This window comes from Pseudomonas sp. PDM26 (assembly GCF_019219185.1).
In the GTDB taxonomy this organism is placed as follows: domain Bacteria; phylum Pseudomonadota; class Gammaproteobacteria; order Pseudomonadales; family Pseudomonadaceae; genus Aquipseudomonas.
Window position 1 is genome coordinate 188,983 of record NZ_JAHUWC010000001.1, and the last position, 24,118, is coordinate 213,100.

Below are 24,118 nucleotides of genomic sequence, written 5' to 3' on the forward strand. Positions count from 1 at the left end.
AAGCGCATGAGCACTCACACTTTCAAACCCGACATGCCTCCACCGGGCCGCAGCATCGGCGTGGTGGCGTGGATGCGCGCGAACATGTTCTCCAGCTGGCTCAACACCTTGCTGACTCTGTTTGCGTTTTATCTGATTTACCTGGTGATTCCGCCGATCCTGAGCTGGGCCATTCTCGACGCCAACTGGGTGGGCACGACCCGTGCCGACTGCACCAAGGAAGGCGCCTGCTGGGTGTTCATCCAGCAGCGTTTCGGCCAGTTCATGTATGGCTACTACCCACCGGAACTGCGCTGGCGCGTGGACCTGACGGTGTGGCTGGCGATCGTCGGCGTGGCGCCATTGTTCATCTCGCGCTTTCACCATAAAGCGGTGTACGGGCTGGGCTTCCTGGTGCTGTACCCGATCTTTGCCTACTTCCTGCTCAATGGCGGCATTTTTGGCCTGACCAGCGTGGCGACCAGCCAGTGGGGCGGCCTGATGCTGACCCTGGTGATCGCCACTGTCGGTATCGCCGGCGCGCTGCCTCTGGGGATTGTCCTGGCCCTGGGCCGTCGTTCGAACATGCCGGCGATTCGCGTGGTCTGCGTGACCTTCATCGAATTCTGGCGCGGCGTGCCGTTGATCACGGTGCTGTTCATGTCCTCGGTGATGCTGCCGCTGTTCCTGCCCGAAGGCATGAACTTCGACAAGCTGCTGCGGGCGCTGATCGGCGTGATCCTGTTCCAGTCGGCCTACGTGGCCGAGGTGGTGCGCGGTGGTCTGCAGGCGATTCCAAAAGGTCAGTACGAAGCCGCTGCCGCGATGGGGCTGGGCTACTGGCGCAGCATGGGCCTGGTGATTCTGCCGCAAGCCCTGAAGCTGGTGATCCCCGGCATCGTCAACACCTTCATTGCGCTGTTCAAGGACACGAGCCTGGTGATCATCATCGGCCTGTTCGACCTGCTCAACAGCGTCAAGCAAGCCGCCGCCGATCCGAAATGGCTGGGCATGGCCACCGAAGGCTATGTGTTCGCCGCCCTGGTGTTCTGGATTTTCTGTTTTGGTATGTCGCGCTATTCCATGCATCTGGAACGCAAGCTCGACACAGGCCACAAGCGCTAAGTCGCTACCTAATTTAGGAAGTTCTCCAATGAGCGAAGCAATCAAAAAGCCTGTGAGCCCTGAAGGCATTATTCAGATGCAGGGCGTAAACAAGTGGTACGGCCAGTTCCACGTGCTCAAAGACATCAACCTCAACGTCAAGCAGGGCGAACGTATCGTGCTGTGCGGCCCGTCGGGTTCCGGCAAGTCCACCACCATCCGCTGCCTCAACCGACTGGAAGAGCACCAGCAGGGCCGCATCGTGGTCGATGGCGTAGAGCTGACCAACGACCTCAAGCAGATCGAGGCGATCCGCCGTGAAGTCGGCATGGTGTTCCAGCACTTCAACCTGTTCCCGCACCTGACCATTTTGCAGAACTGCACCCTGGCGCCGATGTGGGTGCGCAAGATGCCCAAGCGCAAGGCCGAGGAAATTGCCATGCACTATCTGGAACGCGTACGCATTCCGGAACAGGCGCATAAATTCCCGGGGCAACTGTCCGGCGGACAGCAGCAGCGTGTGGCGATTGCCCGCGCGCTGTGCATGAAACCGAAAATCATGCTGTTCGACGAACCGACTTCGGCGCTCGACCCGGAGATGGTGAAGGAAGTACTCGACACCATGATCGGCCTGGCCGAAGACGGCATGACCATGCTTTGCGTAACCCACGAAATGGGCTTCGCCCGCACCGTGGCCAATCGCGTGATCTTCATGGACAAGGGTGAAATCGTCGAGCAGGCGGCGCCGAACGACTTCTTCGATAACCCGCAGAATGATCGCACCAAGCTGTTCCTGAGCCAGATCCTGCATTGATCGAACCCAGGCATTGAAATAAACCCGGACCGAGTTCCGGGTTTATTTTTGCCTGCGATTTTGTGTTCATCCATGTAGGAGCTGCCGCAGGCTGCGATCTTTTGATTTTGTTTTTTCAAAAACGAAGATCAAAAGATCGCAGCCTGCGGCAGCTCCTACGGGGGTTGTGTGGGTGGCTGAAGCTGACTAACATGTCAGGAAATTCATCCTATGATTGGATGAAAGGGTGAACTCCATGTCTGAAATCTCCCCATTGGTAAAACGATCCCTGGTCGATCAGGCCCTCGACCAACTGCGCCTGCGTATCAACCAGGGCGTTTGGGCCGTGGGTCAGCGGTTGCCCACCGAGCCTGAGTTGTCCGCCGAGCTGGGCATCAGCCGCAACACCGTGCGCGAAGCCATGCGCGTGTTGGCGTTTTCCGGGTTGATCGAAATCCGTCAGGGCGACGGCAGTTACCTGCGCGCGGTGATCGATCCGCTCGATACCTTGAAGGCGCTGTCCCGTTGCTCCCTTGAACAGGCCCGGGAAACCCGGCACATCCTCGAAGTCGAGGCCATTGGCCTGGCGGCGGTGCGCCGTACCGACGAAGACCTGCTGGCATTGCGCGAGGCGCTGGGTGTCAGCGGCAGCCACTACCACGGCGATCTCGATACCTACATCGCCTGCGACCTGGTGTTCCACCGCCGTCTGGTGGACGCCGCGCACAACCCGACCCTCAGCGAGTTGTATCGCTATTTCTCCAGCATCGTCGGCGCGCAGTTGCGCCAGACCCTGAGCATCGTCCCGCGCCGCCAGGCAGTGTTCGACCTGCACATCGAGTTGCTCGATGCCGTCGAACAACGCGACCCGGAACGGGCCAAAGCCCTGTCGAGGCAGTTGATCAATGAACCTTGAAACCGAGAAGTCCATGCACCGCAGTGAGTTATCCACAGCCTCCAAACGCTCGACAGAGCTGGAAGAGCTGCTGATCGACGCCGAGGCCGATGACGAACAGGTCCAGCAAGCCCACCCGGTTCTGCGCCGGCCGTGGCTGTTGTTGCTGGGCCTGGTTCTGGTGGCTTTGAACCTGCGCCCGGCGCTGTCGAGCATGGCGCCGATGCTCAGTGAGGTGTCGAAATCCCTTGGCTTGTCGGCGTCCGCGGCGGGATTGCTGACCACGTTGCCGGTGCTTTGCCTTGGCCTGTTTGCGCCGTTGGCACCCGTGCTGGCCCGACGCTTCGGCGCTGAACGGGTGGTATTGGGGATTCTGCTGACACTGGCGGGCGGGATCATCCTGCGCAGTTCGTTCGGTGAGATCGGCTTGTTTGCTGGCAGCGTGCTCGCCGGTGCCAGCATCGGCGTGATCGGCGTGTTGCTGCCGGGCATCGTCAAGCGTGACTTCCCGAAACAGGCCGGGACCATGACCGGCGTCTACACCATGGCCCTATGCCTGGGCGCGGCGATGGCGGCGGGTGCGACTGTGCCGCTGAGCGAGCATTTCGACAAAAGCTGGGCGGTGGGTCTCGGCTTCTGGGGCATTCCGGCCTTTGCGGCGGCACTGTTCTGGCTGCCGCAAGTCGGCCAGAAACACGGAGCGCATCATGTCGCCTACCGCGTTCGGGGACTATTGCGTGACCCGCTGGCCTGGCAGGTGACCTTGTACATGGGGTTGCAATCGTCCCTGGCCTACATCGTGTTCGGTTGGTTGCCGTCAATCCTGATCGGGCGCGGTCTGACTCCGACCCAGGCCGGGCTGGTGCTGTCGGGTTCGGTGATCGTGCAACTGGTCAGCTCCCTCGCCGCGCCATGGCTGGCGACGCGTGGCAAGGATCAGCGGCTGGCGATTGTGATCGTGATGGCCCTGACGCTCGGCGGTCTGTTCGGTTGCCTGTATGCACCGATAGAAGGCTTGTGGGGCTGGGCGATCGTACTCGGGTTGGGGCAGGGCGCCACGTTCAGCCTGGCGTTGACCCTGATTGTGCTGCGCTCGCGGGATTCCCATGTGGCGGCGAACCTGTCGAGCATGGCCCAGGGCTTCGGTTACACCCTGGCGTCCATGGGGCCGTTCGCAGTCGGTATCGTGCATGACTGGACCGGCGGCTGGACGGCCGTGGGCTGGATTTTCGGTGTCATCGGCCTGGGTGCGATCATCGCCGGCCTCGGTGCCGGGCGGGCGCTGTATGTGCAGGTCAGCAGTGAAAGAATTCAACCATGACGCACACCTATAAATAGATAAGCTCCAGGGTAGCGGAGCCGTCGAGTGTTGCATCGTCACTCAAGTCCAGTGTTGAGGTAGGTGCAATGATTGTAACGAGCGTGGCCCGACTGCTCAGGTTCTGAATCGCGACAGGGCCTGCGGTGCTGCCCGCCACATTGGTGAAGCCCAGATAGCTTTGGGCGCCAATCGGTATGGGGCTGGATCTGGATGTACTCCACGCTCGCCCTCCAGTGGTGGAGTCGGTTCGATAGACTTCAGGCCAAGCGTCCACTACGGTTCTGGCGGGATCGAAGTGCAACGAAAACAGACCAATCCTGTTGTCGCTGCGGTCGAAATTCAGGCCGTAATAGATCTCACTGTTGACGATGGCCGAGCCTTCCCGGTTGTCCCGCATGATCAATGCGAAACGGGCCGCAGCGTTGCAGCTGATGTTGAGGTCAAGGAATTGGTCATGCAGTTGCGTCCTTTTGTCTACGTTCAGGTCCTGCCGGGATATTTTTCCGTAGTCGACAAGACCGTTGTTGGAAAAAATCGGGGTGCAGGCGACCGGGGTGATGGTGCCTTTGACCAATAGTGCATTGGGAGACGCCGCAAGGGCGCCAGTCGTCGTGCTCATCAACAGTGCTGCGGTCAGGGCTGTAAGGATACGCTTCATCGATAAATTCCTTTTTGAGAAGAAGGTACAGGTGCTGAACCGCCCGTTCATTCAGGCAGCGAACGGTTCAGCGTCTTGGTCCTTAGAGGTATTTCACTTCGAACGTCGCGGAGCCATCAATGGTGACTTCGTCGGTCAGGGTCAGCGAGTCGGCGCGGGCGATGTAGGTTTCGACCTCAAAATCAAAGGTGACAACTTCAGTTGCAATCGGTGCGGTGCCGCCAGTAGTGGCAAAGGACAGGAGATATCCGGGTTGAGCATCGGTTGCTTTCACCCAGGTTGATCCGTCGTCGTCTGATTTGATTGCATCCAGCGAAGTTGTCGCGTCTTTGACGTGCACGATTTTGGGGAAAAAGAAGCCCAATGGTTCGTCGGCAGGGGTCAGACCAAGGCCAAACCAATCACCAGTTGATGTGCCGTTTTTATTGTCAATTGGATTGAGTGCGAACTTGGCTGAAGCATCACAGGATACGACCAGTTTAATTGGATGTGTCCCAACCAGCGTATTGCTGGTTTCATTAAGGTCTCCTGACGAGATCTTGCCGATATCAATGACACCGCCGCCGGGGAAGGTCGGTGTGCAAGCGACTGGCGTGATGAGGCCTGTAACCGTCAGGTCAGTGCTCGACGCTGCGAGAGCAAAAGGCGCGGCGCTGATCAGTGCCGTTGTGGCGAGTGCTGCGAAGTACTTTTTCATAGGTGAAACATCCTTGCTACTGTTGTTGACCTTGAATGGCCCGGAGCGCGTGATTGCACTTGGGGTTCAACAAGGCCGGGTGGGTGTTATGGGTAAAGCATTTCGATCGTCGCTGAGCCGTCGAGGTGAACGGCGGTGCTCAGGTCCAGACTGGCGGTGGGGGCAATGACGGCATCGACCGTCACCTTGGTTGTGAGGTTCTGGATCGAGGCGGGCCCTGTGGTGCTGGCGGCGCTGTCGGTAAAGCCCAGGTAGCTTTTCCGGGCGATCGGTATGGGGTTCGAACTGGAAGTGCTCCAGGCCACGCCCTGGGTGGTGGAGTCGGTTCGATACACGCGGGCAAAGCTGTCCGCGCTGGCGTTGGCGGGATCGACATTCAGTGAATACAGTCCAATCTTGTTGCTGCGGTTATCCAGACCCAGTCCGTAGTAAATCTCGCTGTTGACCGTCGCTGTGCCTGAGCGGTTGTCATGCATGACCAGGGCAAATTGTGTCGGAGCATCGCAACCGACCCGCAGGGTTAAATCCTTGGGTGGCAATCGGGTGTTCCTGTCAGGGTTCAGGTCGTTTTTTGATAACCGACCGAAATCCACCAGGCCGCCATTGGACAGTTCCACGTTGCACGCGGCGGGCGCAAAACTGGCGCGCAGGGTTATCTCCCTTGAGCGTCCCGTAGCGACCGCATCGATCAGGCCGGTGGTTTCCCAGACAACGGCGTCACGTACCTGCGACGCTTTTTCCTGCGCCCAGGCTGTCAGTTCCAGTTGCGCCGAAAGACTTTGCCCTTGTATTGCCACTCCACCGCGAACCGGAACGATCGCTTGCTGCGGTCGCCAAAGCACACTCGAAGCGGCTGCTTCGGGTACCTGGCCGACGGCGGAAATCAGGCCCAGGTCCACCGGTTGCCCATCGAGTACGGCGTCACTCATGAGCACGGCATAGCTGCCGTGTTCGGCAAAGCGAAAGCGCTCGGCGGTCGCAGCCATGGCGCGGTAGAACAGGGTCATGTCGGTCGGTTGTGGGCAGTTCAGGTTCAGGCTCAGGCGGCGCTCGCCCAGGGATCGCTCTCCGGGGGCATTGGTGCGGATCGCCCGATTCATCAAGCCGTAATCGAGCACCGACTGACTCAGGGTGAGCTGGCATTCATCGGCGAGCGCCCGGGCCTGTGGCGTCAGTGCGCTTAACATCAGCGTGCCGAGTGTTAACAGCAAAGGGTGGGACAGCTTCATGGGATCATCCTTAAAGAGCCCGGCATTGGGCGGCGGCGGACTCGTAATACACCTGGGTGTTGGCCTTGGCCGGCAGTTCGAAACGCAGTTCGCAGCGCTCCAGCCCCGGTGCGGTTATCCACAGGTCAGGGGTGTCCAGGGCGTTGGGCAGAAACACCAACCCCCCTTCTTGAGCGAGCGTGACGAACTCGCCGTTTGCAGTGCTGACCGTCGCGCCACGGGGCAGGGGGGCGCCGTTGTCGGTGGTGACTTTGAGCAAGGCACGGCGGGTCAACGTGACACCGAATTCAACCTTGTCGACGGCGCCGCGCCCTGCGGAAACCATGGCCAGTCCGTTGTTGATGTCGAGGTTGCGTGGCAGCGAGCGGGTGTCGACTTCAACCGGGCTGCGACCATAGGCGCTCACTTGAGGAACCACGGCGTGACCTTGCCAATCGGTCCATACCGGACCACTGGGAGTCGAGACTTTGATGGCGCTCGTATCGCCTACCGAAAGCAGCGCGAAGGTGTCCCGCACGGCGTATGGCGATAACGTCAAACCGTCGCCGTGCAGCACCGCGCCGCCACGCGCGCCAATCTGGTAGCTGGAGCGTTCGGCATCGGAACGGGTGTAGTTCATGTCCAATTGGCTGTAGCGCGGCAGCAGGGAAACCCCCGCCGAGGACTGCACTTGTTTGTCGCGGGTGTCGTGCTCGACGCCGACCCGGTAACTCAACTGGTCGTTGACCTGTTCGTTCAAGCCGACACCGCTGCGGTATTCGCCTGCGGAACTGCGTACCCAAGTGCGCGCCCGACGATTTTCACCCAGCGGAATACTGAAACTCAGGTAAACGCTGTCGTCACTGCGTTGGGTGCCACTGACTTGCCATTGCGCCGTGGCTGACACCGACACGCCGCCGACCTGTGTACCCCAGGATGCCAGGGCGCGGCTGCTGCTTTGTCCGTCGAATGCCGTTGAACGACTGAAGCCGCTGCTGAAGGCGCCAAGCCCGGGAGTCGACCAGGCCAGCGACAGGCTTTGCCGATCACGGTAACGCGACTGACTGCGCTCGGACTGGGTATCGAACACGGCCTCCGACAGCTCGCGATAACCGAAGGTCCGGTGCGAAGTTCCGGCAGTGATCGACCACTGCTCACCCAGGCGTTGCGAAACATTCAGGTCGGCCTGAAGCCCTCTGTCGGCTTGACGGGTGCTGGTGTCAGCCGCTTGCAGGGTGGTCTGGATCTGTGTGCCGGGCCCCGTCAGCAGGCCAAGACCTGCGCCCGCTGCACGGTAGTCGGCGGTCCCCGTGGCGCCGGCACTGAGCAGGGCATACGGGTTGAGTGCTCCGCTCCAGCCGCCGCTGATCACCCATGGGTCGCCGCTCTGTGCCGCGCCGAGACTGCGTACCTGGCCGGCGGCCAACGAAAAGCCGGGAGCCGGCAGGCCAACGCCGAGCATGGCGACGGGGACCGTGAAGCGCTGCTCGCTGCCATCCGCTTCCTTGACGGTGACTTCAACATCGGAGCGACTGTCGAGCCGACGCACGTTACTCAGGGAAAACGGCCCGGCCGGCACCACTGTCGAGTGGATCAGCGAACCGTTCTGGCGAATTTCGACCTGAGCCTGGCTGCGAGCAATCCCTTCGATGGGATTGCTTTGGCCTTCGACCTGAAGCGCCTGCTCGGTCATGACCTGGACGCCAGTGATCTGCGCGCCGGCCAGTATCGGGTTGTAGAGATTGATCTGGCCCGCTTGAAGCACCGTCTCATGGCTGGCGAAGGTGCGCTGGGCATAGGCCGCCAGGTGAGTGGTGCTGGACACATCGTTCTGCCAGGTCTGCACCTGACGACTGCGCACAATCCAGTCGCCGGCATTGAACCCGATTTCGGTATTGGCCGAGAGGTAACGGTTCGATTGATTGCCGTATTGGCTGTGGAGGCTGTTGACGTCGTAGTTGAACAATCCGGCGATACCGCCGGTTTGATAACCAGAGATATCCCGGACCGCCGGACGTATCGCCTGGGTGGGCACGATCAATGACAAGCCGAGGTTGGCCGGGTCCTGTTCGATTCGGGCTTGCGGCCAGTTGGCGAGTACATCGAAACAGCCTTTGTCGTTGGCCGGGGTGGGTGGCACGGTCAGGTTTGCCGCATCGAGCAGGGCACGGTCAAAGCACGGAGCGCCTTCCTGGTTGAACGTGACGTCTGCCCGGCCACGGCGCAGGCCATTGACCGTAAGGGTGATCGGATGTCGGCCAGCGGTGAAGCTTGGAGCCGCCAGCAGCAGGGTAGCGAGACTGGGGTCGATACCGCGTTGACTCAGCATTTTCTGGTCGAACGAAGTCAGCAACGAAGCCTCATTGAGGTCTTCGGCATTGGCTTGAAGCCCTATCAGCACGTTGCTTAGCAGCAACACCATGCCGGTCCTGACTCGCGACAGATGTGGGGGCATGCTGGCCGGCCGAATCGCAGGCATGGCTTCGCCATCACGGTATTTCAATACGGTGTTCATGAGGCTCACTTGGGTTATGCCTGGGCGCCGACTTGATCCGCTACGGCGTCCGTCACGCATGTGGCGACGGCAAAACAGGCCATCACGTTGAAATGTCGACGCCTGCTTTTCCCTGCACGACGCTATCGGTGGAGTCGGTTCTAGGGGGCGAGCAGCGCGTCATAGGGAGGCACGGCAAAGCCATAGACCGTCGCGGGATGAATTCGAACCTGGGTGGCAGCCTTTACGGGGACCGGAACGCTGATGTGGTCTCCAGGCAGTACGTAGGTTCGCGGTAGCAATGCACCGCTCCCGGCAGGCAACAGTTGCACTTCCTGAGCAAGGCGTACGACATAAGGTGTTTCGTTGCGTACGGTCAGTTGACCATCCTGCAGCGACCATTTCAGGTCGGTCCATGGTGTGCGGTTGGGCGCCAGACCAGCGGGGTGAAGGATGACCGGCAGGTTCTGGCGCACCGTCACGCCGACACGGGCATGCCCGGCTTCGGGAGCAGATTTGCCTTGGGGGATGCCTTCAAAAATCACCCGCTTCAAACGCTGGGTGAGCAGGGGCTTTTCTGATTGCAGGATGAAGCGCACCAACTGCGTCCTGGAGGCTTCAACACGTGCCAAGGGTGGCGTCACGAACACCAAAGGCTCGGTGTCTTCGGGAATGTCTTCGAGGGTGACGTGTAGCAGCGCCAGGCTGCTATCGGTATTGGTCACTGAGACAGCGATTTCCCCGTTGGCTTCATTGACGATGACCACTGAAGTATCGGGCACCATGCCGTCGGCGTGAGCCTGTGCGGTCCATAACAGAGCGCAGGCACCGATACCCGAATGGGTCAAACGGCGCACTTGCTTCAACAATATTGTCTTGATGTCTCTCATTGAAATTCCCGGATAAAAGACCGTTGGCATGGCTCGGAACACAGGTAGTGCAGGGATTGCGTGGGCAAGCATGCAGTGCGCTGGGTAATAGGCGTTCTATCGTCAGCCAGTGAGTGAGCGCAGTTCTGTACAGATGCGGCGGGACAAATTGGCAGGCCGCAATTTAGCGGGCAGGCGGAGCGGGAGGAATGCAACTAATACGAAAAGGGAGGGGGGCGTGTATGAAAGAATGTTGCGGACTACGTAGCGTTTTCTAACGAGCAATCCTTTGGTTGTAGTCCTTCTGTGTAGTCTTCCACGTGCTTCATTGTAGGAACCATCTTTTTAATAGGTGGGCAAAGAGTCAGCCCATTGAATACATTGAGGCTGCGACGTTAGGGGTGGGGGCGGGGCGTTGTGGAATGGGTAAGAACGGCGCTATTTTCCGCGCCTTCGCGCCACAAACAGAAGGTATCCCACAATGCGAGTCGTTATTGCTGACGACCATTCCGTCGTTCGTGTCGGGCTGCGCATACTCATCAACGCCAGTCGACGATGTGTGATCGTCGGTGAGGCCGACAGTGCCGACAGCCTGATGAATCTGCTTTCAAGCACGCCCTGCGACCTGCTGATCACGGATTTCTCCATGCCGGGAGGGCAGCAGGCCGATGGCTTGAAGATGTTGAGTACGATTCAGCGCCTTTACCCGGCCTTGCCGATCATTCTGGTGACGATGTTTACCAGTGTGGCGACGGCAAGGGCTGCGTTGGCTCAAGGGGCGATGGCCGTCGTCGCCAAAACCGCATCGGCGAAGGAGCTGCCCCTGGCAATCAACGCGGTGCTGGAAGGGCGCCGCTACCTCAGCGAGTCCCTGCGCACGCTGCTGGCCAACACCCGCAATCAGCTGCACGAATCGCCTCTGTCAGCCAAGGAATATGAAGTGGTCCGAATGCTCGCCAGTGGCATGACCGTCAGCGAAATCGCCATTCATTTCAAACGCAGCGTGTCGACCATCAGTAAGCAAAAGAACATGGCCATGCACCGGTTGGGTATTTCCACGGACGTTGATCTTTTTTCCTATGCCCGGGACAGTGGAATGTCGTACTGAAATGGCAGGAATAATCATCGCGTTATTTTCGTCATGAATGCCGATAGTGTTCGGTGCATTTGCAGACTATCGTGCAGGCAATCTTTCGAAGCCATTATGCAAATCCTGGGGAGCCCGCAAATGAGTGAAGCCCATAGCGCCTTGATCACCCGTTTCTACCAGGCTTTCCAGCGCCTGGATGCCGAAGCCATGGCTGCCTGCTACACCGATGATGTGGTGTTTTGCGACCCGGCGTTCGGCGAGCTTCGCGGTCGCGATGCCGGTGACATGTGGCGCATGCTGACCACTCGGGCCAAAGACTTTTCCCTGACTTTCGATCATGTTCACGCCGATGAGCGCACCGGTGGTGCCCATTGGGTCGCGAGCTATCTGTTCAGCCAGACCGGCAACACCGTGGTCAACGATATCCAGGCGCGTTTCGTCTTTCGTGATGGCAAGATCTGCGAGCATCATGACCGTTTTGATCTGTGGGCCTGGTCGCGTCAGGCGCTGGGTATCAAAGGTCTGCTGCTGGGCTGGACGCCACTGGTGCGCAACGCCGTTCGCGCCCAGGCATTGAAGGGGCTGAAGGCATTCCAGGCCAGTCGCTGATAAGATCGCGGCCTGTTTTCCCTCAAGCCCGGATCGTTACGTGACCACTCTCAGCGAAAGCCCTGTCGACGCCGACACCTGCGCGAGCAAAACCTGGTTCGTCTACCTCGTTCGCGCGGCCAACGGTTCGCTCTATTGTGGGATCAGCGATGATCCCGTGCGTCGCTTCGCCAAGCATCAAAGCGGCAAGGGCGCACGATTCTTTCTCTCCAGCCCGGCCATGGCCCTGGTCTACACCGAACGTTGTCGTGACAAAAGCGATGCGTTGCGTCAGGAACGGCTGATCAAAAAACTCAAAAAGAGTGCCAAGGAATGCCTGGTGGCGAACGCAGCCTCTGGCTTATCACTCTGACTGATCAGGTCCCATCAGGCAGATCTGTAGGCTGCCAACTGATTGCGCGCTAAGCTGCTGGTTCCTGATCCTTAGCGGCGGAGCCGAGCATGTCCGAGTTGATTCTGCATCATTACCCGACGTCCCCCTTTGCCGAGAAGGCCCGCCTGTTGCTGGGCTTCAAGGGCTTGTCCTGGCGCTCGGTGAAGATCCCGCCAGTGATGCCCAAACCGGATCTCACGGCGCTGACGGGTGGCTACCGCAAGACACCGGTGTTGCAGGTCGGTGCAGATATCTATTGCGACACGGCATTGATTGCCCGGCGACTGGAACAGGAAAAAGCCTTGCCGGCGTTCTTCCCTGAGGGTCAGGAAATGATCGCCGCGTCATTTGCAGCCTGGGCCGACTCAGTGGTGTTCCAGCATGCGGTCAGCCTGGTGTTCCAGCCGGAATCGATAGCGGTGCGCTTTGGCAATTTGTCTCCGGAAGCGATCAAGGCGTTTCTGTCCGACCGTGCCGGTTTGTTCAGTGGCGGTAGTGCGACAAAACTGTCTGTCGAACAGGCCAAACATCAGTGGCCAACGATCATGTCTCGCCTGGAGCAACAGTTGCAGCGCGAAGAAGGCGATTACCTGTTTGGCGAACCGTCGATTGCCGACTTCGCCTTGGCTCATTCACTGTGGTTTCTCAAGGCGACGCCGGTCACGGCACCCTTGGTCGATGCTTATCCGGCGGTTGCCGCCTGGCATGCGAGGGTAATGGGCTTCGGTCATGGCGCGTCCAGCGAGATGGGCTCCGAGGAGGCTCTGGCAGTGGCGCGCACGTCCACGCCAGCGGCTCTGCCGGATGAGCAGTTCGTCGATCCCAACGGGTTCACGGCGGGGCAACAGGTAGTGATCGCAGCCACGGACTATGGCGTTGATCCGGTGGCGGGGGAGTTGTTGTTTGCCGGCAGCGAAGAGCTGATCGTACGGCGCAAGGACGAGCGTGGCGGTGTGGTGCATGTGCACTTCCCGCGGTTTGGTTTCCGTATTGAAGCCATCTGACGCAGACGCACACTTGTGGCGAGGGAGCTTGCTCCCGTCGGGTCGCGAAGCGGCCCTCTGAAGAGGGACTGCTGCGCAGTCCAGCGGGAGCAAGCTCCCTCGCCACACGGATTGTGTGAATCCGATCAGTTATTTCAGCGCCGCCAGAATCGCATCCGGGTCATACCCGCGAATCAGCGTCCCGTTCACATCGATGATCGGAATACCCCCACCGCCCAGGGCCTCATAGTCCTTGCGCGCGACGGCGTCTTTTTCGATATCGAATGCCTTGTACGCAATGCCTTTCTGATCGAGAAAGCGCCGGGTCAGCTTGCAGTAACCACACCATTCGGTGGCGTAGAGCACGACGTTGGCCTGGGCCTGCGTCTGTGCAGGTATCACTTGCGAAGGGTTGAACACCCGCTCGATCTTGCCCCAGTTCTGGTAAGCCACGACCACCAGCAGGATCAGCAGGAATTTTTTCAGTACGCCGCCGAGCATCAGTTGCGACGCTTCAGCTGATCGGTGAGTGAAGTGGGCAGGCCCTTGATGATCAACGTGCCGGCTTCTTCGTCGTACTCGATCTTCGATCCCAGCAGGTGCGCTTCGAAACTGATCGACAGGCCTTCGGCGCGGCCGGTGAAGCGGCGGAACTGGTTCAGGGTGCGTTTGTCAGCCGGGATTTCCGGCGACAGGCCGTAATCCTTGTTGCGGATGTGATCGTAGAAGGCCTTCGGGCGTTCTTCGTCGATCAGTCCCGACAACTCTTCCAGACCCATTGGTTCGCCGAGTTTGGCCTGACTGCTGGCGTAATCCACCAGGGTCTTGGTCTTCTCGCGTGCGTCGTCTTCCGGCAGGTCTTCGCTTTCGACGAAATCACTGAAGGCTTTGAGCAGGGTGCGGGTTTCACCCGGACCGTCGACGCCTTCCTGGCAGCCAATGAAGTCGCGGAAATACTCCGAAACCTTTTTCCCGTTCTTGCCTTTGATGAACGAAATGTACTGCTTGGATTGTTTGTTGTTCTGCCACTCGGAAACGTTGATCCGCGCTGCCAGGTGCAATTGGCCAAGGTCGAGGTGACGGGACGGAGTCACGTCCAGTTCGTCGGTCACGGCCACGCCTTCACTGTGGTGCAGCAGGGCGATGGCCAGGTAGTCGGTCATGCCTTGCTGATAGTGTGCGAACAGCACATGGCCGCCGACCGACAGGTTCGACTCTTCCATCAGTTTTTGCAGGTGCTCGACCGCCACGCGGCTGAATGCGGTGAAATCCTGGCCGCCCTCCAGGTACTCCTTCAGCCAGCCGCTGAAGGGGAACGCGCCGGATTCCGGATGGAACAGTCCCCAGGCTTTACCCTGTTTGGCGTTATAGCTTTCGTTGAGATCGGCGAGCATGTTCTCGATGGCCGCGGACTCAGCCAGTTCAGAGTCACGGGCGTGGAGAACCGCAGGTGTGCCGTCGGGTTTTTTGTCGATCAGGTGGACGATGCAATGACGGATCGGCATGGGCTTCTCGGCTGAATGGAGAGAGGAGGGCGTGCTCCCCCGAAAAAGCGCCCAGTGTACCGCAACCACTGGTTTTGGCGCGGTGCGAAGGGTAATTGCGGGCCGACCGGCGGCGCTTATGCGATTTTTTGCAGATTTAGAGCAATAAAGCTGACCAAATGGGTAGCTAGAGGCGGATATTTCCACGTCTGTGTGCTAGCTTTGCCCGGTCTTGCGCGAAGTCACTGCGTTAAGCCTGCAGTCAGCATTTGTCAGGTCGAACCAAACCCTGATTTCGGTATCTATAACCCCGATCCCGAGGTTATTTGGCCGAGGGTGCCAGATCCAGAAGATCGGGCTCGATGGCTGACATTGCACTCTGCAATCCATATGAATTTGATAGGGAAGGAACACTAAATGGCTCTTACTAAAGACCAACTGATCGCCGACATCGCTGAAGCTATCGACGCGCCGAAAACCACCGCGCGTAACGCTCTGGACCAACTGGGCCAAATCGTTGCCGATCAGCTGGAAAACGGCGGCGAAATCACTCTGCCTGGCATCGGCAAACTGAAAGTGACTGAGCGCCCTGCCCGTACTGGCCGTAACCCTTCGACTGGCGCTGCCATCGAAATCGCTGCCAAGAAAGTGATCAAGCTGGTTGTGGCCAAAGGCCTGACCGACGCTGTCAACAAGTAAGACTTGTTAAAAAAAACCGTGCACCGGAGCGATCCGGGCACGGTTTTTTTGTGGGTGCTGTAACGATTTATGCAAGGTGAATCGTTGAAATAATCCTGTTGTTTGAAAGCATTTATTACCAGCGTGCCAGACAAGGTAGCTGTTTGCGCGGAATAACACTTTTCTCTCTTTATAAAACGATCATTCCTACAGAGCTGATAGTTGAGTGTGCGCCTTGGGTTGGTAGTATAAACAACGCGTAGCGCTTGGCTTTACTTAAAAGCCAAAATCAAATTTCAGTTGTTCGTTACAGGGACGTTTTTATGAAAGTTAAACAGTTATTGATGTGCGTGTCGTTTCTGGTTTCCGGCCCGGCCTTGGCAAATGTTACCGAGTACTGCCCAAGCCCTTCTGACATCAAGGAGTTGGCAGCCGGTGCCTATAAAGCACCTGCAGCGAGTGGAGAGGGGGAGTGGTACGGTGTTTCGCAAACCGGGCGCGGGCCGGTAGGTGAATTCGAAGTGGCAATATTCGCACCTCGCAAAGAGGCCGAAGCTGGCATGATCGTTGGTGAAATCCTGCGTTGTGGTTACATGCTGCAAAATGGAGGTAATCTGGATATGAGATACAAGCGAGAGGGTGCTATCGTAAGTATTGATACCAACAAAGTTCCATGGTCGGAGTGGATGACTCGGTACTACTGCGACAGTAAAGAGGCGCGTGCCTGTGAGTTCAAAGAGATTGTTCGTGCAGCAAAGCCCTGAAACGATAATGTATGAACTTTCTTGTTGTTGAAATCGTCAGGAAAGTTGTCAGGTTGTTTGTGGTAGCCCCGAATATCACGGTTAACTACTAAGACTTGTTAAAAAGCCGTGCCTTGGGTAATCGGGGCACGGCTTTTTGTGCATTCAACGTTTTACTCAGCGGTAGCCTTCGGCCATCGTGCCTGACGCCAGGCCTGTTGCTGCGCCTGGGTCTGGAAGGTCCATGCGACGAAGCGGCTCTGCTTTTGTCCCTGGCCCATTTCGACCACCTGGCTGTCCAATGCGCCGGCCTTTTTCAAGGCGGTCTGGATCGCCGGCAGGTTCGACGCCTTCGACACCAGCGTGCTGAACCACAGTACTTGTTGCGCCACCTGCGCGCTCTCGTTGACCAGTTGCGTGACGAAACGCACTTCTCCGCCCTCACACCACAATTCCGCCGCTTGCCCGCCAAAGTTCAACACCGGCAGCTTGCGTTTCGGATCGGCCTTGCCCAGAGCTCGCCATTTGCGTGTGCTACCCCGTGTGGCCTCGTCCAGCGACGAATGGAACGGTGGGTTGCACATCGTCAGGTCAAAACGCTCTGCGCGCTCCAGCAGGCCTGTGAGGATCTGCTTGGGGTTGCTCTGCTGGCGTACCTGGATCGCTTTGTTCAGGCCATTGGATTGAATGATGGCCTTTGCCGCGGCAATGGCGGTCGCATCGATATCGGAACCGAGGAACTGCCAGCGATAGTCGCTGTAACCGATCAGCGGATACACACAGTTGGCGCCCATGCCGATGTCCAGCACCTTCACGGCGGCGCCCCGGGGGATCACACCGTCATTGCTGCTGGCCAGCAGGTCGGCGAGGAAGTGCACGTAATCGGCACGGCCTGGCACCGGTGGGCACAGGTAGTCGGCCGGAATGTCCCAGTGAGCGATGCCATAGAACGACTTGAGCAGTGCCCGGTTGAACACCCGCACGGCTTGCGGGCTGGCGAAGTCGATGCTTTCCTTGCCGTACGGATTGATGATCACGAATTTCTTCAGTTCCGGGGCGCTTTTGATCAGCGCCGGAAAGTCGTAGCGACCCTGATGGCGATTGCGCGGATGCAGACTGGCCTTTTCCTTCGGGGCGACGGCCGTGGCCGGAGTCTTCGGAGCAGGCTTTTTGCGCGCAGGCTTGGGGGGGCGGGGGGCGGTCATGGGTGTGGTCGATTCGGGTATGGCTGAAAGTGGCGGGCATTGTCCCACATTGATGGCGAATGCGCCGAACCCGTAGGAGCTGCCGCAGGCTGCGATCTTTTGATCCTGTTTTTTAAGCAAAGTCAAAAGATCGCAGCCTGCGGCAGCTCCTACAGGGGATTTGTTGTGTTTTTCGATAAAAAAAGGGAGGCCACCCGGGCCTCCCTCTTTCATTGCGACTTGCCGTTACAAACTGGCAATCCGCGCATGCTGCTCGGCCAGCTTGCCCAGGGCCTGTTCGGCCTCGGCCAGTTTGGCGCGTTCTTTGTCGATGACTTCGGCTGGCGCCTTGTCAACGAAGCCTGCATTGGACAGCTTGCCGCCGACACGTTGCACTTCACCTTGCAAACGCTGGATTTCCTTGTCCAGACGCGCCAGTTCCGCACCTTTGTCGATCAGACCGGCCATAGGCACCAGCACTTCCATCTCGCCGACCAGCGCGGTGGCGGACAGCGGAGCTTCGTCGCCGGCAGCCAGTACGGTGATCGATTCGAGGCGCGCCAGCTTCTTCAGCAAAGCTTCGTTCTCGGTCAGACGACGCTGATCTTCGGCGCTGACGTTCTTCAGGAACAGCGGCAGTGGTTTGCCCGGGCCGATGTTCATTTCGCCACGGATGTTACGAGTACCGAGCATCAGACCCTTGAGCCATTCGATGTCATCTTCGGCCGCCTGATCGATGCGTGTTTCATTGGCCACTGGCCAAGGTTGCAGCATGATCGTCTTGCCATCGATGCCGGCCAGCGGCGCAATGCGCTGCCAGATTTCTTCGGTGATGAACGGCATGAACGGATGCGCCAGACGCAGGGCGACTTCCAGTACACGCACCAGGGTGCGACGGGTGCCGCGCTGGCGTTCGACCGGTGCATTTTCGTCCCATAGCACAGGTTTGGACAGTTCCAGGTACCAGTCGCAATACTGGTTCCAGATGAACTCGTACAAGGCTTGCGCAGCCAGGTCGAAACGGAACTGGTCGAGCTGGCGGGTCACTTCGGCTTCGGTGCGTTGCAGCTGCGAAATGATCCAGCGATCGGCCAGCGACAGCTCGTAGGCTTCGCCGTTCTGGCCACAGTCTTCGCCCTTGTCCAGCACGTAGCGCGCCGCGTTCCAGATCTTGTTGCAGAAGTTGCGATAGCCTTCGACGCGGCCCATGTCGAACTTGATGTCTCGACCGGTGGACGCCAGCGAGCAGAAGGTGAAGCGCAGGGCGTCGGTGCCGTAGCTGGCGATGCCTTCGGCGAACTCGTCGCGGGTCTGCTTCTCGATCTTCTTCGCCAGTTTCGGCTGCATCATGCCGGAGGTGCGTTTCTGCACCAGCGCTTCGAGTTCGATGCCGTCGATGATGTCCAGCGGGTCGAGGACGTTGCCCTTGGACTTGGACATCTTCTGGCCCTGGCCGTCACGCACCAGGCCGTGAACGTACACGGTCTTGAATGGAACCTGCGGCGTGCCGTCTTCGTTTTTCACCAAATGCATGGTGAGCATGATCATCCGGGCAACCCAGAAGAAAATGATGTCGAAGCCAGTCACCAGGACGTCGGTGGAGTGGAATTTCTTCAGGAATTCGGTTTTTTCCGGCCAGCCGAGGGTGGAGAACGTCCACAGGCCCGAGCTGAACCAGGTGTCGAGAACGTCGTTGTCCTGTTGCAGCGCAACGTCCGGGCCGAGATTGTGCTTGGCACGCACTTCGGCTTCGTCGCGACCGACATAGACCTTGCCCGACTCGTCGTACCAGGCCGGAATCCGGTGGCCCCACCACAGCTGGCGGCTGATGCACCAATCCTGGATGTCGCGCATCCACGAGAAGTACATGTTTTCGTACTGTTTCGGCACGAACTGGATACGGCCGTCTTCAACGGCGGCGATCGCAGGCTCGGCCAAAGGTTTGGTGGACACGTACCACTGGTCGGTCAGCCACGGCTCGATGACGGTGCCGGAGCGGTCGCCTTTCGGTACTTTCAGGGCGTGATCGTCAACGCTGACCAATAGGCCGGCAGCGTCGAACGCGGCCACGATCTGCTTGCGCGCCTCGAAGCGGTCGAGACCGGCGTATTCGGCCGGGATCTTGCCGTCGATGGTTTCGTTCAGCGTACCGTCGAGGTTGAACACCTGGCACGCTGGAAGAACGGCTGCGTTCTTGTCGAAGATGTTCAGCAGCGGCAGGTTGTGACGCTTGCCGACTTCGTAGTCGTTGAAGTCGTGGGCCGGGGTGATTTTCACGCAGCCGGTGCCGAATTCAGGGTCGCAGTAATCGTCGGCTACGATCGGGATGCGGCGGCCGACCAGCGGCAGCTCGACAAATTTGCCGATCAGGGCTTTGTAGCGTTCATCGTTCGGGTTAACGGCCACGGCGGAGTCGCCGAGCATGGTTTCCGGGCGAGTGGTCGCGACGATCAGGAAATCGTTGCCTTCAGCGGTCCTGGCGCCGTCGGCCAGTGGGTATTTCAGGTTCCACAGGAAACCTTTCTCGTCGTGGTTTTCCACTTCAAGGTCGGAAATCGCCGTGTGCAGCTTGGTGTCCCAGTTGACCAGGCGCTTGCCGCGGTAGATCAGGCCATCTTCGTGCAGGCGGACGAAAGCCTCTTTAACGGCTTCCGAGAGACCGTCGTCCATGGTGAAGCGCTCGCGGCTCCAATCTACGGACGAACCGAGACGACGGATCTGACGGCTGATGTTGCCGCCAGATTCATCCTTCCACTCCCAGACTTTCTCGAGGAATTTCTCGCGGCCCAGGTCATGGCGGCTCTGGCCCTTGGCTTCGAGCTGACGCTCTACCAGCATCTGCGTGGCGATACCGGCGTGGTCGGTACCCGGCTGCCACAGGGTGTTGCGACCCTGCATGCGGCGGAAACGGATCAGGGCGTCCATGATCGCGTTGTTGAAACCGTGCCCCATGTGAAGGCTGCCGGTGACGTTCGGCGGCGGGATCATGATGGTGTAGGACTCGCCCGCGCCTTGCGGGGCGAAGTAATTCTCTGACTCCCAGGTGTTGTACCAGGAAGTTTCAATGGCGTGCGGCTGGTAGGTCTTATCCATGCGCGGCGGGACCCTATTGGCATTTATTCAGGAAAAGCCGGGAAGTATAGCGGGGATGAGCCGATGCGCGTAGAGCGAGGTGACAATGGGTGGAGGGAAAGTTGTGGCAATTCGACCCACAGGGATACATCTCCCTGTGGGAGCGAGCCTGCTCGCGATAGCGATCTGTCAGGCGACGCGATTCAAATCGTTATGTCGAGTTTCTTTCAGACACAGCACGGCAATCAAACTCAACACCGCTGCCCCGGACACGTACCCGCCGACATAACTCAAACCACCCATCGCAACTAGCTTCTGCGCGAAGAACGGCGCCGCCGAAGCACCGACGATGCCGCCCAGGTTGTAGGCCGCCGAGGCGCCGGTGTAGCGCACGTGGGTGGGAAACAGCTCCGGCAGCAGCGCACCCATCGGCGCAAACGTCACGCCCATCAGAAACAGCTCGATGCACAGGAACAGTGCCACACCCCAGGTCGAGCCTTGGGTCAGCAGCGGCTCCATGAGGAACCCTGACAGGATCGCCAGCACGCCACCGATGATCAGCACCGGTTTGCGCCCGTAACGGTCACTGGCCCAGGCCGACAGTGGGGTGGCGGCTGCCATGAACAGCACGGCGAAGCACAGCAGCCCGAGGAAGGTTTCACGGCTGTAGCCGAGCGTTGCCACGCCGTAACTCAAGGAAAACACGGTGGAGATGTAAAACAGCGCGTAACACACCACCATCGCGCCGGCTCCCAGCAAGACGGGAGCCCAGTATTGGCCGAACAACTCGAACAGGGGGATCTTCACCCGCTCCTGACGCGCCATGGCGTTGGCGAACACCGGGGTCTCATGCAGCTTGAGGCGCACGTACAGGCCGACCATCACCAGCGCGGCGCTGAGCAGGAATGGAATACGCCAGCCCCATGAGCGGAATTGTTCATCGTCCAACAGCACGGCCAGGGTCAGGAACAGACCGTTGGCTGCGAGAAAACCGATGGAAGGGCCGAGTTGCGGGAACATGCCGAACCACGCGCGCTTGCCTTTGGGTGCGTTCTCCGTGGCCAGCAACGCCGCGCCACCCCATTCGCCGCCCAGTCCCAAGCCCTGTCCGAAGCGCAGGACACACAGCAGGATCGGTGCCCAGGCGCCAATGCTGTCGTACCCGGGCAGTACGCCGATCAGTGTAGTGCACACGCCCATCAGCAGCAGCGAGGCAACCAGGGTCGATTTGCGACCGATACGGTCGCCAAAGTGGCCGAACAGTGCCGAGCCAAGTGGTCGTGCAAGGAACGCGATGCCGAACGTGAGAAATGCCGAAAGCATCTGGGCGGTGCCGGATGTCTGTGGAAAGAACACCGGGCCGATCACCAGCGCAGCGGCGGTGGCATAGACATAGAAATCGTAGAACTCGATGGCGGTACCGATGAAGCTTGCGGTGGCCACGCGGGTGGCGGAGTTCGTCGGTTGTGCAGGTGTGGAGTCGTTGTAAGTCGTGCTGGTCGTCATGCGGTTATCCCTGACAGTCATGTGCCCCAGTGGAGCGAATTATTATGGTCGAGAACCCAGGGATGTGGGTGAGGGCGCGGTCGCTGTTTCAGGTAGGAACAGTCGTCGGATTGCTGCGGTTCTTACTGATGGTCGGGCCGGAAGCTGCGAAGTGCGGGGTAAGCACGGGGCCGGCGAGGCTTGGGTAAGCGGTTCGATTATAGGAAGGTGGCTAACGATCGAACAAGAGGGCTTGCGAGGACATTGTGGCGAGGGGGCTGTGTCGGGTTTTAGATAACCACAGGCATCGAGCTGGTCTGCCAGATCAGCACCCGCGTGACACGGTTGTCCTCGGTCTCGAGAATTTCCAGGCGGTAGCGGCCGATCTTCAGGCACACCGCGCTTTCGGGAATGGTTTCCAGGGCCTCGGTGACCAAGCCGTTCAGGGTTTTCGGGCCATCGCTGGGCAAGTGCCAGCCGAGGCTCTTGTTCAGATCGCGAATGGAGGCTGCACCGTCGATCACCAGGCGTCCGTCGGCTTGCGGATGAATGTGCGGATTGTCCACGCTGTGCTGGCTTTCGAACTCACCGACGATTTCTTCGAGAATGTCTTCCAGGGTGACGATGCCCAGCACTTCGCCGTATTCGTCGACCACCATGCCCAGGCGCCGCTGCTGCTTATGGAAATTGAGCAGTTGCAACTGTAACGGGGTACTTTCCGGCACGAAGTACGGCTCGTGGCTGGCCGCCAGCAACGCTTCCCTGGTCAGGCTCGCATCGGGCAGCAAGTGCAGGATGTGCCGGGTGTTGAGGATGGCCTCGACCTGATTGATGTCACTGTGGAACACCGGCAGGCGAGTACGTCTGTTGTGGCGCAATTGCTCGATGATTTCTTCGAGGGGGTCATCGAGATTGATGCCGTCCACGTCGCTGCGCGGTACCAGGATGTCATTGACGGTAATGTTGTCCAGCGCGTGGATGCCTGGCAGCGGATGAGGGCGGCTTACGGTTTCGGAGGGCGCATGCCGCTCCGTCAGTGCTTCGTCCTCACTTTGTTGCACTACCTTGGCTTTACGGGCGAATGGTCGCGCCAGCAACTGACTGATGCTATTGAGCAGCCATGCCGCGGGATAGATGATTTTCAGCGGTAGCCGCAGCAGGTTGTTGCCCTGGGCCAGGATCGCATCCGGATAGCGAGCGGCGAGAGCGCGTGGCAAGTAATCGGAAAACACCAGCAACATGGCGCCCGCCCCGAGGCAAGCGACCCACGGGCCGTTCTCGGCCCAGGTGAAAATGGCCAGCAAGGTACTGATGACCACCACGAGTGCACGACAGAGGGTGTTGCAAAAAATCAGGCTGGCCAGGGGGAAGCTGAGCTTTGCCACCGGTTTGTCGCTGGAACGCGTTGCGGTGCGCTGGGCCAGTAAGTGCTGGTGCGCCGCTTCGATGGCGGTAAACAGCCCCGACCATAAAATCAGCAGGGTCACTACCGCGAGCATCGGCCCTATGGGCAAGTCGTCCATTAATGCCGCCCGTCAGATATGCAGGATGTATTCACGAACCAGTTTGCTACCGAAATACGCCAGCATCAGCAGGCAAAAACCGGCCAGGGTCCAGCGAATCGCTTTGTGTCCGCGCCAGCCGAGGCGATTGCGTCCCCACAGCAGCACGCTGAAAACGATCCAGGCCAGGCAGGCCAGCAGAGTTTTGTGTACCAGATGCTGGGCGAACAGGTTTTCGACGAACAGCCAGCCGGAAATCAGTGACAGCGACAACAGCGTCCAGCCGGCCCAGAGGAAGCCGAACAGCAGGCTTTCCATGGTTTGCAGTGGCGGGAAGTTCTTGATCAGCCCGGATGGGTGCTTGTGCTTGAGCTGATGGTCTTGAACCAGCAGCAGCAAGGCCTGGAACACCGCGATAGTGAACATGCCGTAGGCCAGAATCGAAAGCAGGATGTGGGCGAGGATGCCCGGCTCCTCATCGATGACCTGTACCGTACCGGCCGGCGCGAAATGCGCCAGCGACACGGTCAAGGCCCCAAGCGGGAACAGCAGGATCAGCAGGTTCTCTACCGGAATCCGCGAGCAGGCCAGCAGGGTCAATGCGATGACCGCTACGGCAATCAGGCTGGCGGCACTGAAGAAGTCCAGAGCCAGGCCGGTCGGGGTCAGCAGGTGGGTGAGCAGGCTGACGCTGTGAGCCAATACGGCGAGCACGCCGAGCATGACCAGCAGGCGTTCGTTGACCTTGGCGCCGGACGCCAGGCGAGTGCCCTGGTAAATGGTCGCAGCGGCGTACAAGCAGGCGGCGGCGAGGGTAGTTAGCAAGCTGGGTGACAAGGGGAGCATAAATCCTGTTAGGCAAGCCCGAAAGTCGCTGAGTTTGGCATAGAACCCCCG

The 24,118-nt window shown here is 59.3% G+C and carries 22 protein-coding genes; 10 read left to right on the top strand and 12 right to left on the bottom strand.

The annotated features are described in order from the left end of the window. The first annotated feature begins 6 nt into the window (after positions 1–6). The 4 genes from KW849_RS00890 (at position 7) to KW849_RS00905 (ending at position 4,092) form a co-directional block, all read left to right on the top strand. Positions 7–1,104, top strand: a complete 1,098-nt coding sequence (locus tag KW849_RS00890; protein ID WP_218426834.1) for an amino acid ABC transporter permease — start codon at positions 7–9, stop codon at positions 1,102–1,104. A 28-nt stretch (positions 1,105–1,132) separates the two neighbouring features. Beyond that, positions 1,133–1,897, top strand: coding sequence for an amino acid ABC transporter ATP-binding protein (locus KW849_RS00895; protein ID WP_108214965.1), 765 nt, complete (start codon positions 1,133–1,135; stop codon positions 1,895–1,897). A 235-nt stretch (positions 1,898–2,132) separates the two neighbouring features. Beyond that, positions 2,133–2,792, top strand: a complete 660-nt coding sequence (locus tag KW849_RS00900) for a FadR/GntR family transcriptional regulator (RefSeq protein WP_218426836.1) — start codon at positions 2,133–2,135, stop codon at positions 2,790–2,792. Beyond that, the gene (locus KW849_RS00905; RefSeq protein WP_218426839.1) at positions 2,782–4,092 is read left to right on the top strand and encodes a CynX/NimT family MFS transporter; all 1,311 of its coding nucleotides are present in this window, start codon (positions 2,782–2,784) and stop codon (positions 4,090–4,092) included. Before KW849_RS00900 ends, KW849_RS00905 begins: the two co-directional genes overlap by 11 nt. 7 nt (positions 4,093–4,099) lie before the next feature. On the opposite strand, the gene KW849_RS00910 is transcribed toward KW849_RS00905, so the two are convergent. The 5 genes from KW849_RS00910 to KW849_RS00930 form a co-directional block, all read right to left on the bottom strand. Continuing rightward, entirely contained in the window at positions 4,100–4,750 is a 651-nt protein-coding gene (locus tag KW849_RS00910; RefSeq protein ID WP_218426841.1) for a DUF1120 domain-containing protein, read from the bottom strand. A gap of 82 nt (positions 4,751–4,832) precedes the next feature. Next, a complete protein-coding gene (locus tag KW849_RS00915; protein ID WP_218426843.1) occupies positions 4,833–5,447 on the bottom strand; it encodes a DUF1120 domain-containing protein in 615 nt (204 codons plus the stop codon). A gap of 86 nt (positions 5,448–5,533) precedes the next feature. Next, the gene (locus tag KW849_RS00920) at positions 5,534–6,676 is read right to left on the bottom strand and encodes a DUF1120 domain-containing protein (protein WP_218426845.1); all 1,143 of its coding nucleotides are present in this window, start codon (positions 6,674–6,676) and stop codon (positions 5,534–5,536) included. Positions 6,677–6,686: 10 nt separating this feature from the next. Then, positions 6,687–9,170, bottom strand: coding sequence for a fimbria/pilus outer membrane usher protein (locus KW849_RS00925; protein WP_218426847.1), 2,484 nt, complete (start codon positions 9,168–9,170; stop codon positions 6,687–6,689). Positions 9,171–9,310: 140 nt separating this feature from the next. Further along, the gene (locus tag KW849_RS00930; RefSeq protein ID WP_218426849.1) at positions 9,311–10,039 is read right to left on the bottom strand and encodes a fimbria/pilus chaperone family protein; all 729 of its coding nucleotides are present in this window, start codon (positions 10,037–10,039) and stop codon (positions 9,311–9,313) included. Positions 10,040–10,499: 460 nt separating this feature from the next. On the opposite strand from KW849_RS00930, the gene KW849_RS00935 reads away from it, so the two are divergent. The 4 genes from KW849_RS00935 (at position 10,500) to KW849_RS00950 (ending at position 13,094) form a co-directional block, all read left to right on the top strand. Then, a complete protein-coding gene (locus KW849_RS00935; RefSeq protein ID WP_218426851.1) occupies positions 10,500–11,126 on the top strand; it encodes a response regulator transcription factor in 627 nt (208 codons plus the stop codon). Positions 11,127–11,246: 120 nt separating this feature from the next. Next, positions 11,247–11,717, top strand: coding sequence for a nuclear transport factor 2 family protein (locus KW849_RS00940; RefSeq protein WP_218426853.1), 471 nt, complete (start codon positions 11,247–11,249; stop codon positions 11,715–11,717). 40 nt (positions 11,718–11,757) lie between these two features. Continuing rightward, entirely contained in the window at positions 11,758–12,069 is a 312-nt protein-coding gene (locus tag KW849_RS00945) for a GIY-YIG nuclease family protein (RefSeq protein WP_218426855.1), read from the top strand. A gap of 89 nt (positions 12,070–12,158) precedes the next feature. Beyond that, positions 12,159–13,094, top strand: a complete 936-nt coding sequence (locus KW849_RS00950) for a glutathione S-transferase family protein (protein ID WP_218426857.1) — start codon at positions 12,159–12,161, stop codon at positions 13,092–13,094. Between the two features lie 129 nt (positions 13,095–13,223). On the opposite strand, the gene KW849_RS00955 is transcribed toward KW849_RS00950, so the two are convergent. Together KW849_RS00955 and yejK are read right to left on the bottom strand one after the other, a co-directional pair. Beyond that, entirely contained in the window at positions 13,224–13,574 is a 351-nt protein-coding gene (locus KW849_RS00955; RefSeq protein WP_218426859.1) for a glutaredoxin domain-containing protein, read from the bottom strand. Beyond that, positions 13,574–14,578, bottom strand: a complete 1,005-nt coding sequence (gene yejK, locus KW849_RS00960) for a nucleoid-associated protein YejK (protein ID WP_008018580.1) — start codon at positions 14,576–14,578, stop codon at positions 13,574–13,576. Before yejK ends, KW849_RS00955 begins: the two co-directional genes overlap by 1 nt. A 396-nt stretch (positions 14,579–14,974) precedes the next feature. On the opposite strand from yejK, the gene KW849_RS00965 reads away from it, so the two are divergent. Both KW849_RS00965 and KW849_RS00970 read left to right on the top strand, forming a co-directional pair. After that, positions 14,975–15,256, top strand: a complete 282-nt coding sequence (locus tag KW849_RS00965) for an HU family DNA-binding protein (RefSeq protein WP_007905514.1) — start codon at positions 14,975–14,977, stop codon at positions 15,254–15,256. A 302-nt stretch (positions 15,257–15,558) separates the two neighbouring features. Further along, positions 15,559–15,999 (top strand): DUF3757 domain-containing protein, encoded by a 441-nt coding sequence (locus KW849_RS00970; protein ID WP_218426861.1) that lies wholly within the window; start codon positions 15,559–15,561, stop codon positions 15,997–15,999. A 152-nt stretch (positions 16,000–16,151) separates the two neighbouring features. On the opposite strand, the gene rlmF is transcribed toward KW849_RS00970, so the two are convergent. The 5 genes from rlmF to KW849_RS00995 all read right to left on the bottom strand — a co-directional run bounded on the left by rlmF (position 16,152) and on the right by KW849_RS00995 (position 24,067). Then, positions 16,152–17,183 (bottom strand): 23S rRNA (adenine(1618)-N(6))-methyltransferase RlmF, encoded by a 1,032-nt coding sequence (gene rlmF, locus KW849_RS00975; protein ID WP_218426863.1) that lies wholly within the window; start codon positions 17,181–17,183, stop codon positions 16,152–16,154. Between the two features lie 225 nt (positions 17,184–17,408). After that, positions 17,409–20,255 (bottom strand): valine--tRNA ligase, encoded by a 2,847-nt coding sequence (locus KW849_RS00980; RefSeq protein WP_218426865.1) that lies wholly within the window; start codon positions 20,253–20,255, stop codon positions 17,409–17,411. A gap of 168 nt (positions 20,256–20,423) precedes the next feature. Continuing rightward, complete coding sequence (locus tag KW849_RS00985) at positions 20,424–21,740, bottom strand: MFS transporter (RefSeq protein WP_218426867.1); 1,317 nt, start codon at positions 21,738–21,740, stop codon at positions 20,424–20,426. A gap of 269 nt (positions 21,741–22,009) precedes the next feature. Then, a complete protein-coding gene (locus KW849_RS00990; protein ID WP_218426870.1) occupies positions 22,010–23,242 on the bottom strand; it encodes a transporter associated domain-containing protein in 1,233 nt (410 codons plus the stop codon). 12 nt (positions 23,243–23,254) lie between these two features. Continuing rightward, positions 23,255–24,067, bottom strand: a complete 813-nt coding sequence (locus tag KW849_RS00995; RefSeq protein WP_218426872.1) for an inner membrane protein YpjD — start codon at positions 24,065–24,067, stop codon at positions 23,255–23,257. Positions 24,068–24,118: the final 51 nt, after the last annotated feature.

Coding starts and splice junctions, on each gene's coding strand:
- KW849_RS00935 (WP_218426851.1), top strand. CDS start 10,500: ATGCGAGTCGTTATTGCTGACGACCATTCCGTCGTTCGTGTCGGGCTG.
- KW849_RS00905 (WP_218426839.1), top strand. CDS start 2,782: ATGAACCTTGAAACCGAGAAGTCCATGCACCGCAGTGAGTTATCCACA.
- KW849_RS00995 (WP_218426872.1), bottom strand. CDS start 24,067: ATGCTCCCCTTGTCACCCAGCTTGCTAACTACCCTCGCCGCCGCCTGC.
- KW849_RS00950 (WP_218426857.1), top strand. CDS start 12,159: ATGTCCGAGTTGATTCTGCATCATTACCCGACGTCCCCCTTTGCCGAG.
- KW849_RS00915 (WP_218426843.1), bottom strand. CDS start 5,447: ATGAAAAAGTACTTCGCAGCACTCGCCACAACGGCACTGATCAGCGCC.
- KW849_RS00930 (WP_218426849.1), bottom strand. CDS start 10,039: ATGAGAGACATCAAGACAATATTGTTGAAGCAAGTGCGCCGTTTGACC.
- KW849_RS00925 (WP_218426847.1), bottom strand. CDS start 9,170: ATGAACACCGTATTGAAATACCGTGATGGCGAAGCCATGCCTGCGATT.
- KW849_RS00890 (WP_218426834.1), top strand. CDS start 7: ATGAGCACTCACACTTTCAAACCCGACATGCCTCCACCGGGCCGCAGC.
- KW849_RS00980 (WP_218426865.1), bottom strand. CDS start 20,255: ATGGATAAGACCTACCAGCCGCACGCCATTGAAACTTCCTGGTACAAC.
- KW849_RS00900 (WP_218426836.1), top strand. CDS start 2,133: ATGTCTGAAATCTCCCCATTGGTAAAACGATCCCTGGTCGATCAGGCC.
- KW849_RS00910 (WP_218426841.1), bottom strand. CDS start 4,750: ATGAAGCGTATCCTTACAGCCCTGACCGCAGCACTGTTGATGAGCACG.
- KW849_RS00895 (WP_108214965.1), top strand. CDS start 1,133: ATGAGCGAAGCAATCAAAAAGCCTGTGAGCCCTGAAGGCATTATTCAG.
- yejK (WP_008018580.1), bottom strand. CDS start 14,578: ATGCCGATCCGTCATTGCATCGTCCACCTGATCGACAAAAAACCCGAC.
- KW849_RS00955 (WP_218426859.1), bottom strand. CDS start 13,574: ATGCTCGGCGGCGTACTGAAAAAATTCCTGCTGATCCTGCTGGTGGTC.
- KW849_RS00940 (WP_218426853.1), top strand. CDS start 11,247: ATGAGTGAAGCCCATAGCGCCTTGATCACCCGTTTCTACCAGGCTTTC.
- KW849_RS00985 (WP_218426867.1), bottom strand. CDS start 21,740: ATGACGACCAGCACGACTTACAACGACTCCACACCTGCACAACCGACG.
- KW849_RS00990 (WP_218426870.1), bottom strand. CDS start 23,242: ATGGACGACTTGCCCATAGGGCCGATGCTCGCGGTAGTGACCCTGCTG.
- rlmF (WP_218426863.1), bottom strand. CDS start 17,183: ATGACCGCCCCCCGCCCCCCCAAGCCTGCGCGCAAAAAGCCTGCTCCG.
- KW849_RS00965 (WP_007905514.1), top strand. CDS start 14,975: ATGGCTCTTACTAAAGACCAACTGATCGCCGACATCGCTGAAGCTATC.
- KW849_RS00920 (WP_218426845.1), bottom strand. CDS start 6,676: ATGAAGCTGTCCCACCCTTTGCTGTTAACACTCGGCACGCTGATGTTA.
- KW849_RS00970 (WP_218426861.1), top strand. CDS start 15,559: ATGAAAGTTAAACAGTTATTGATGTGCGTGTCGTTTCTGGTTTCCGGC.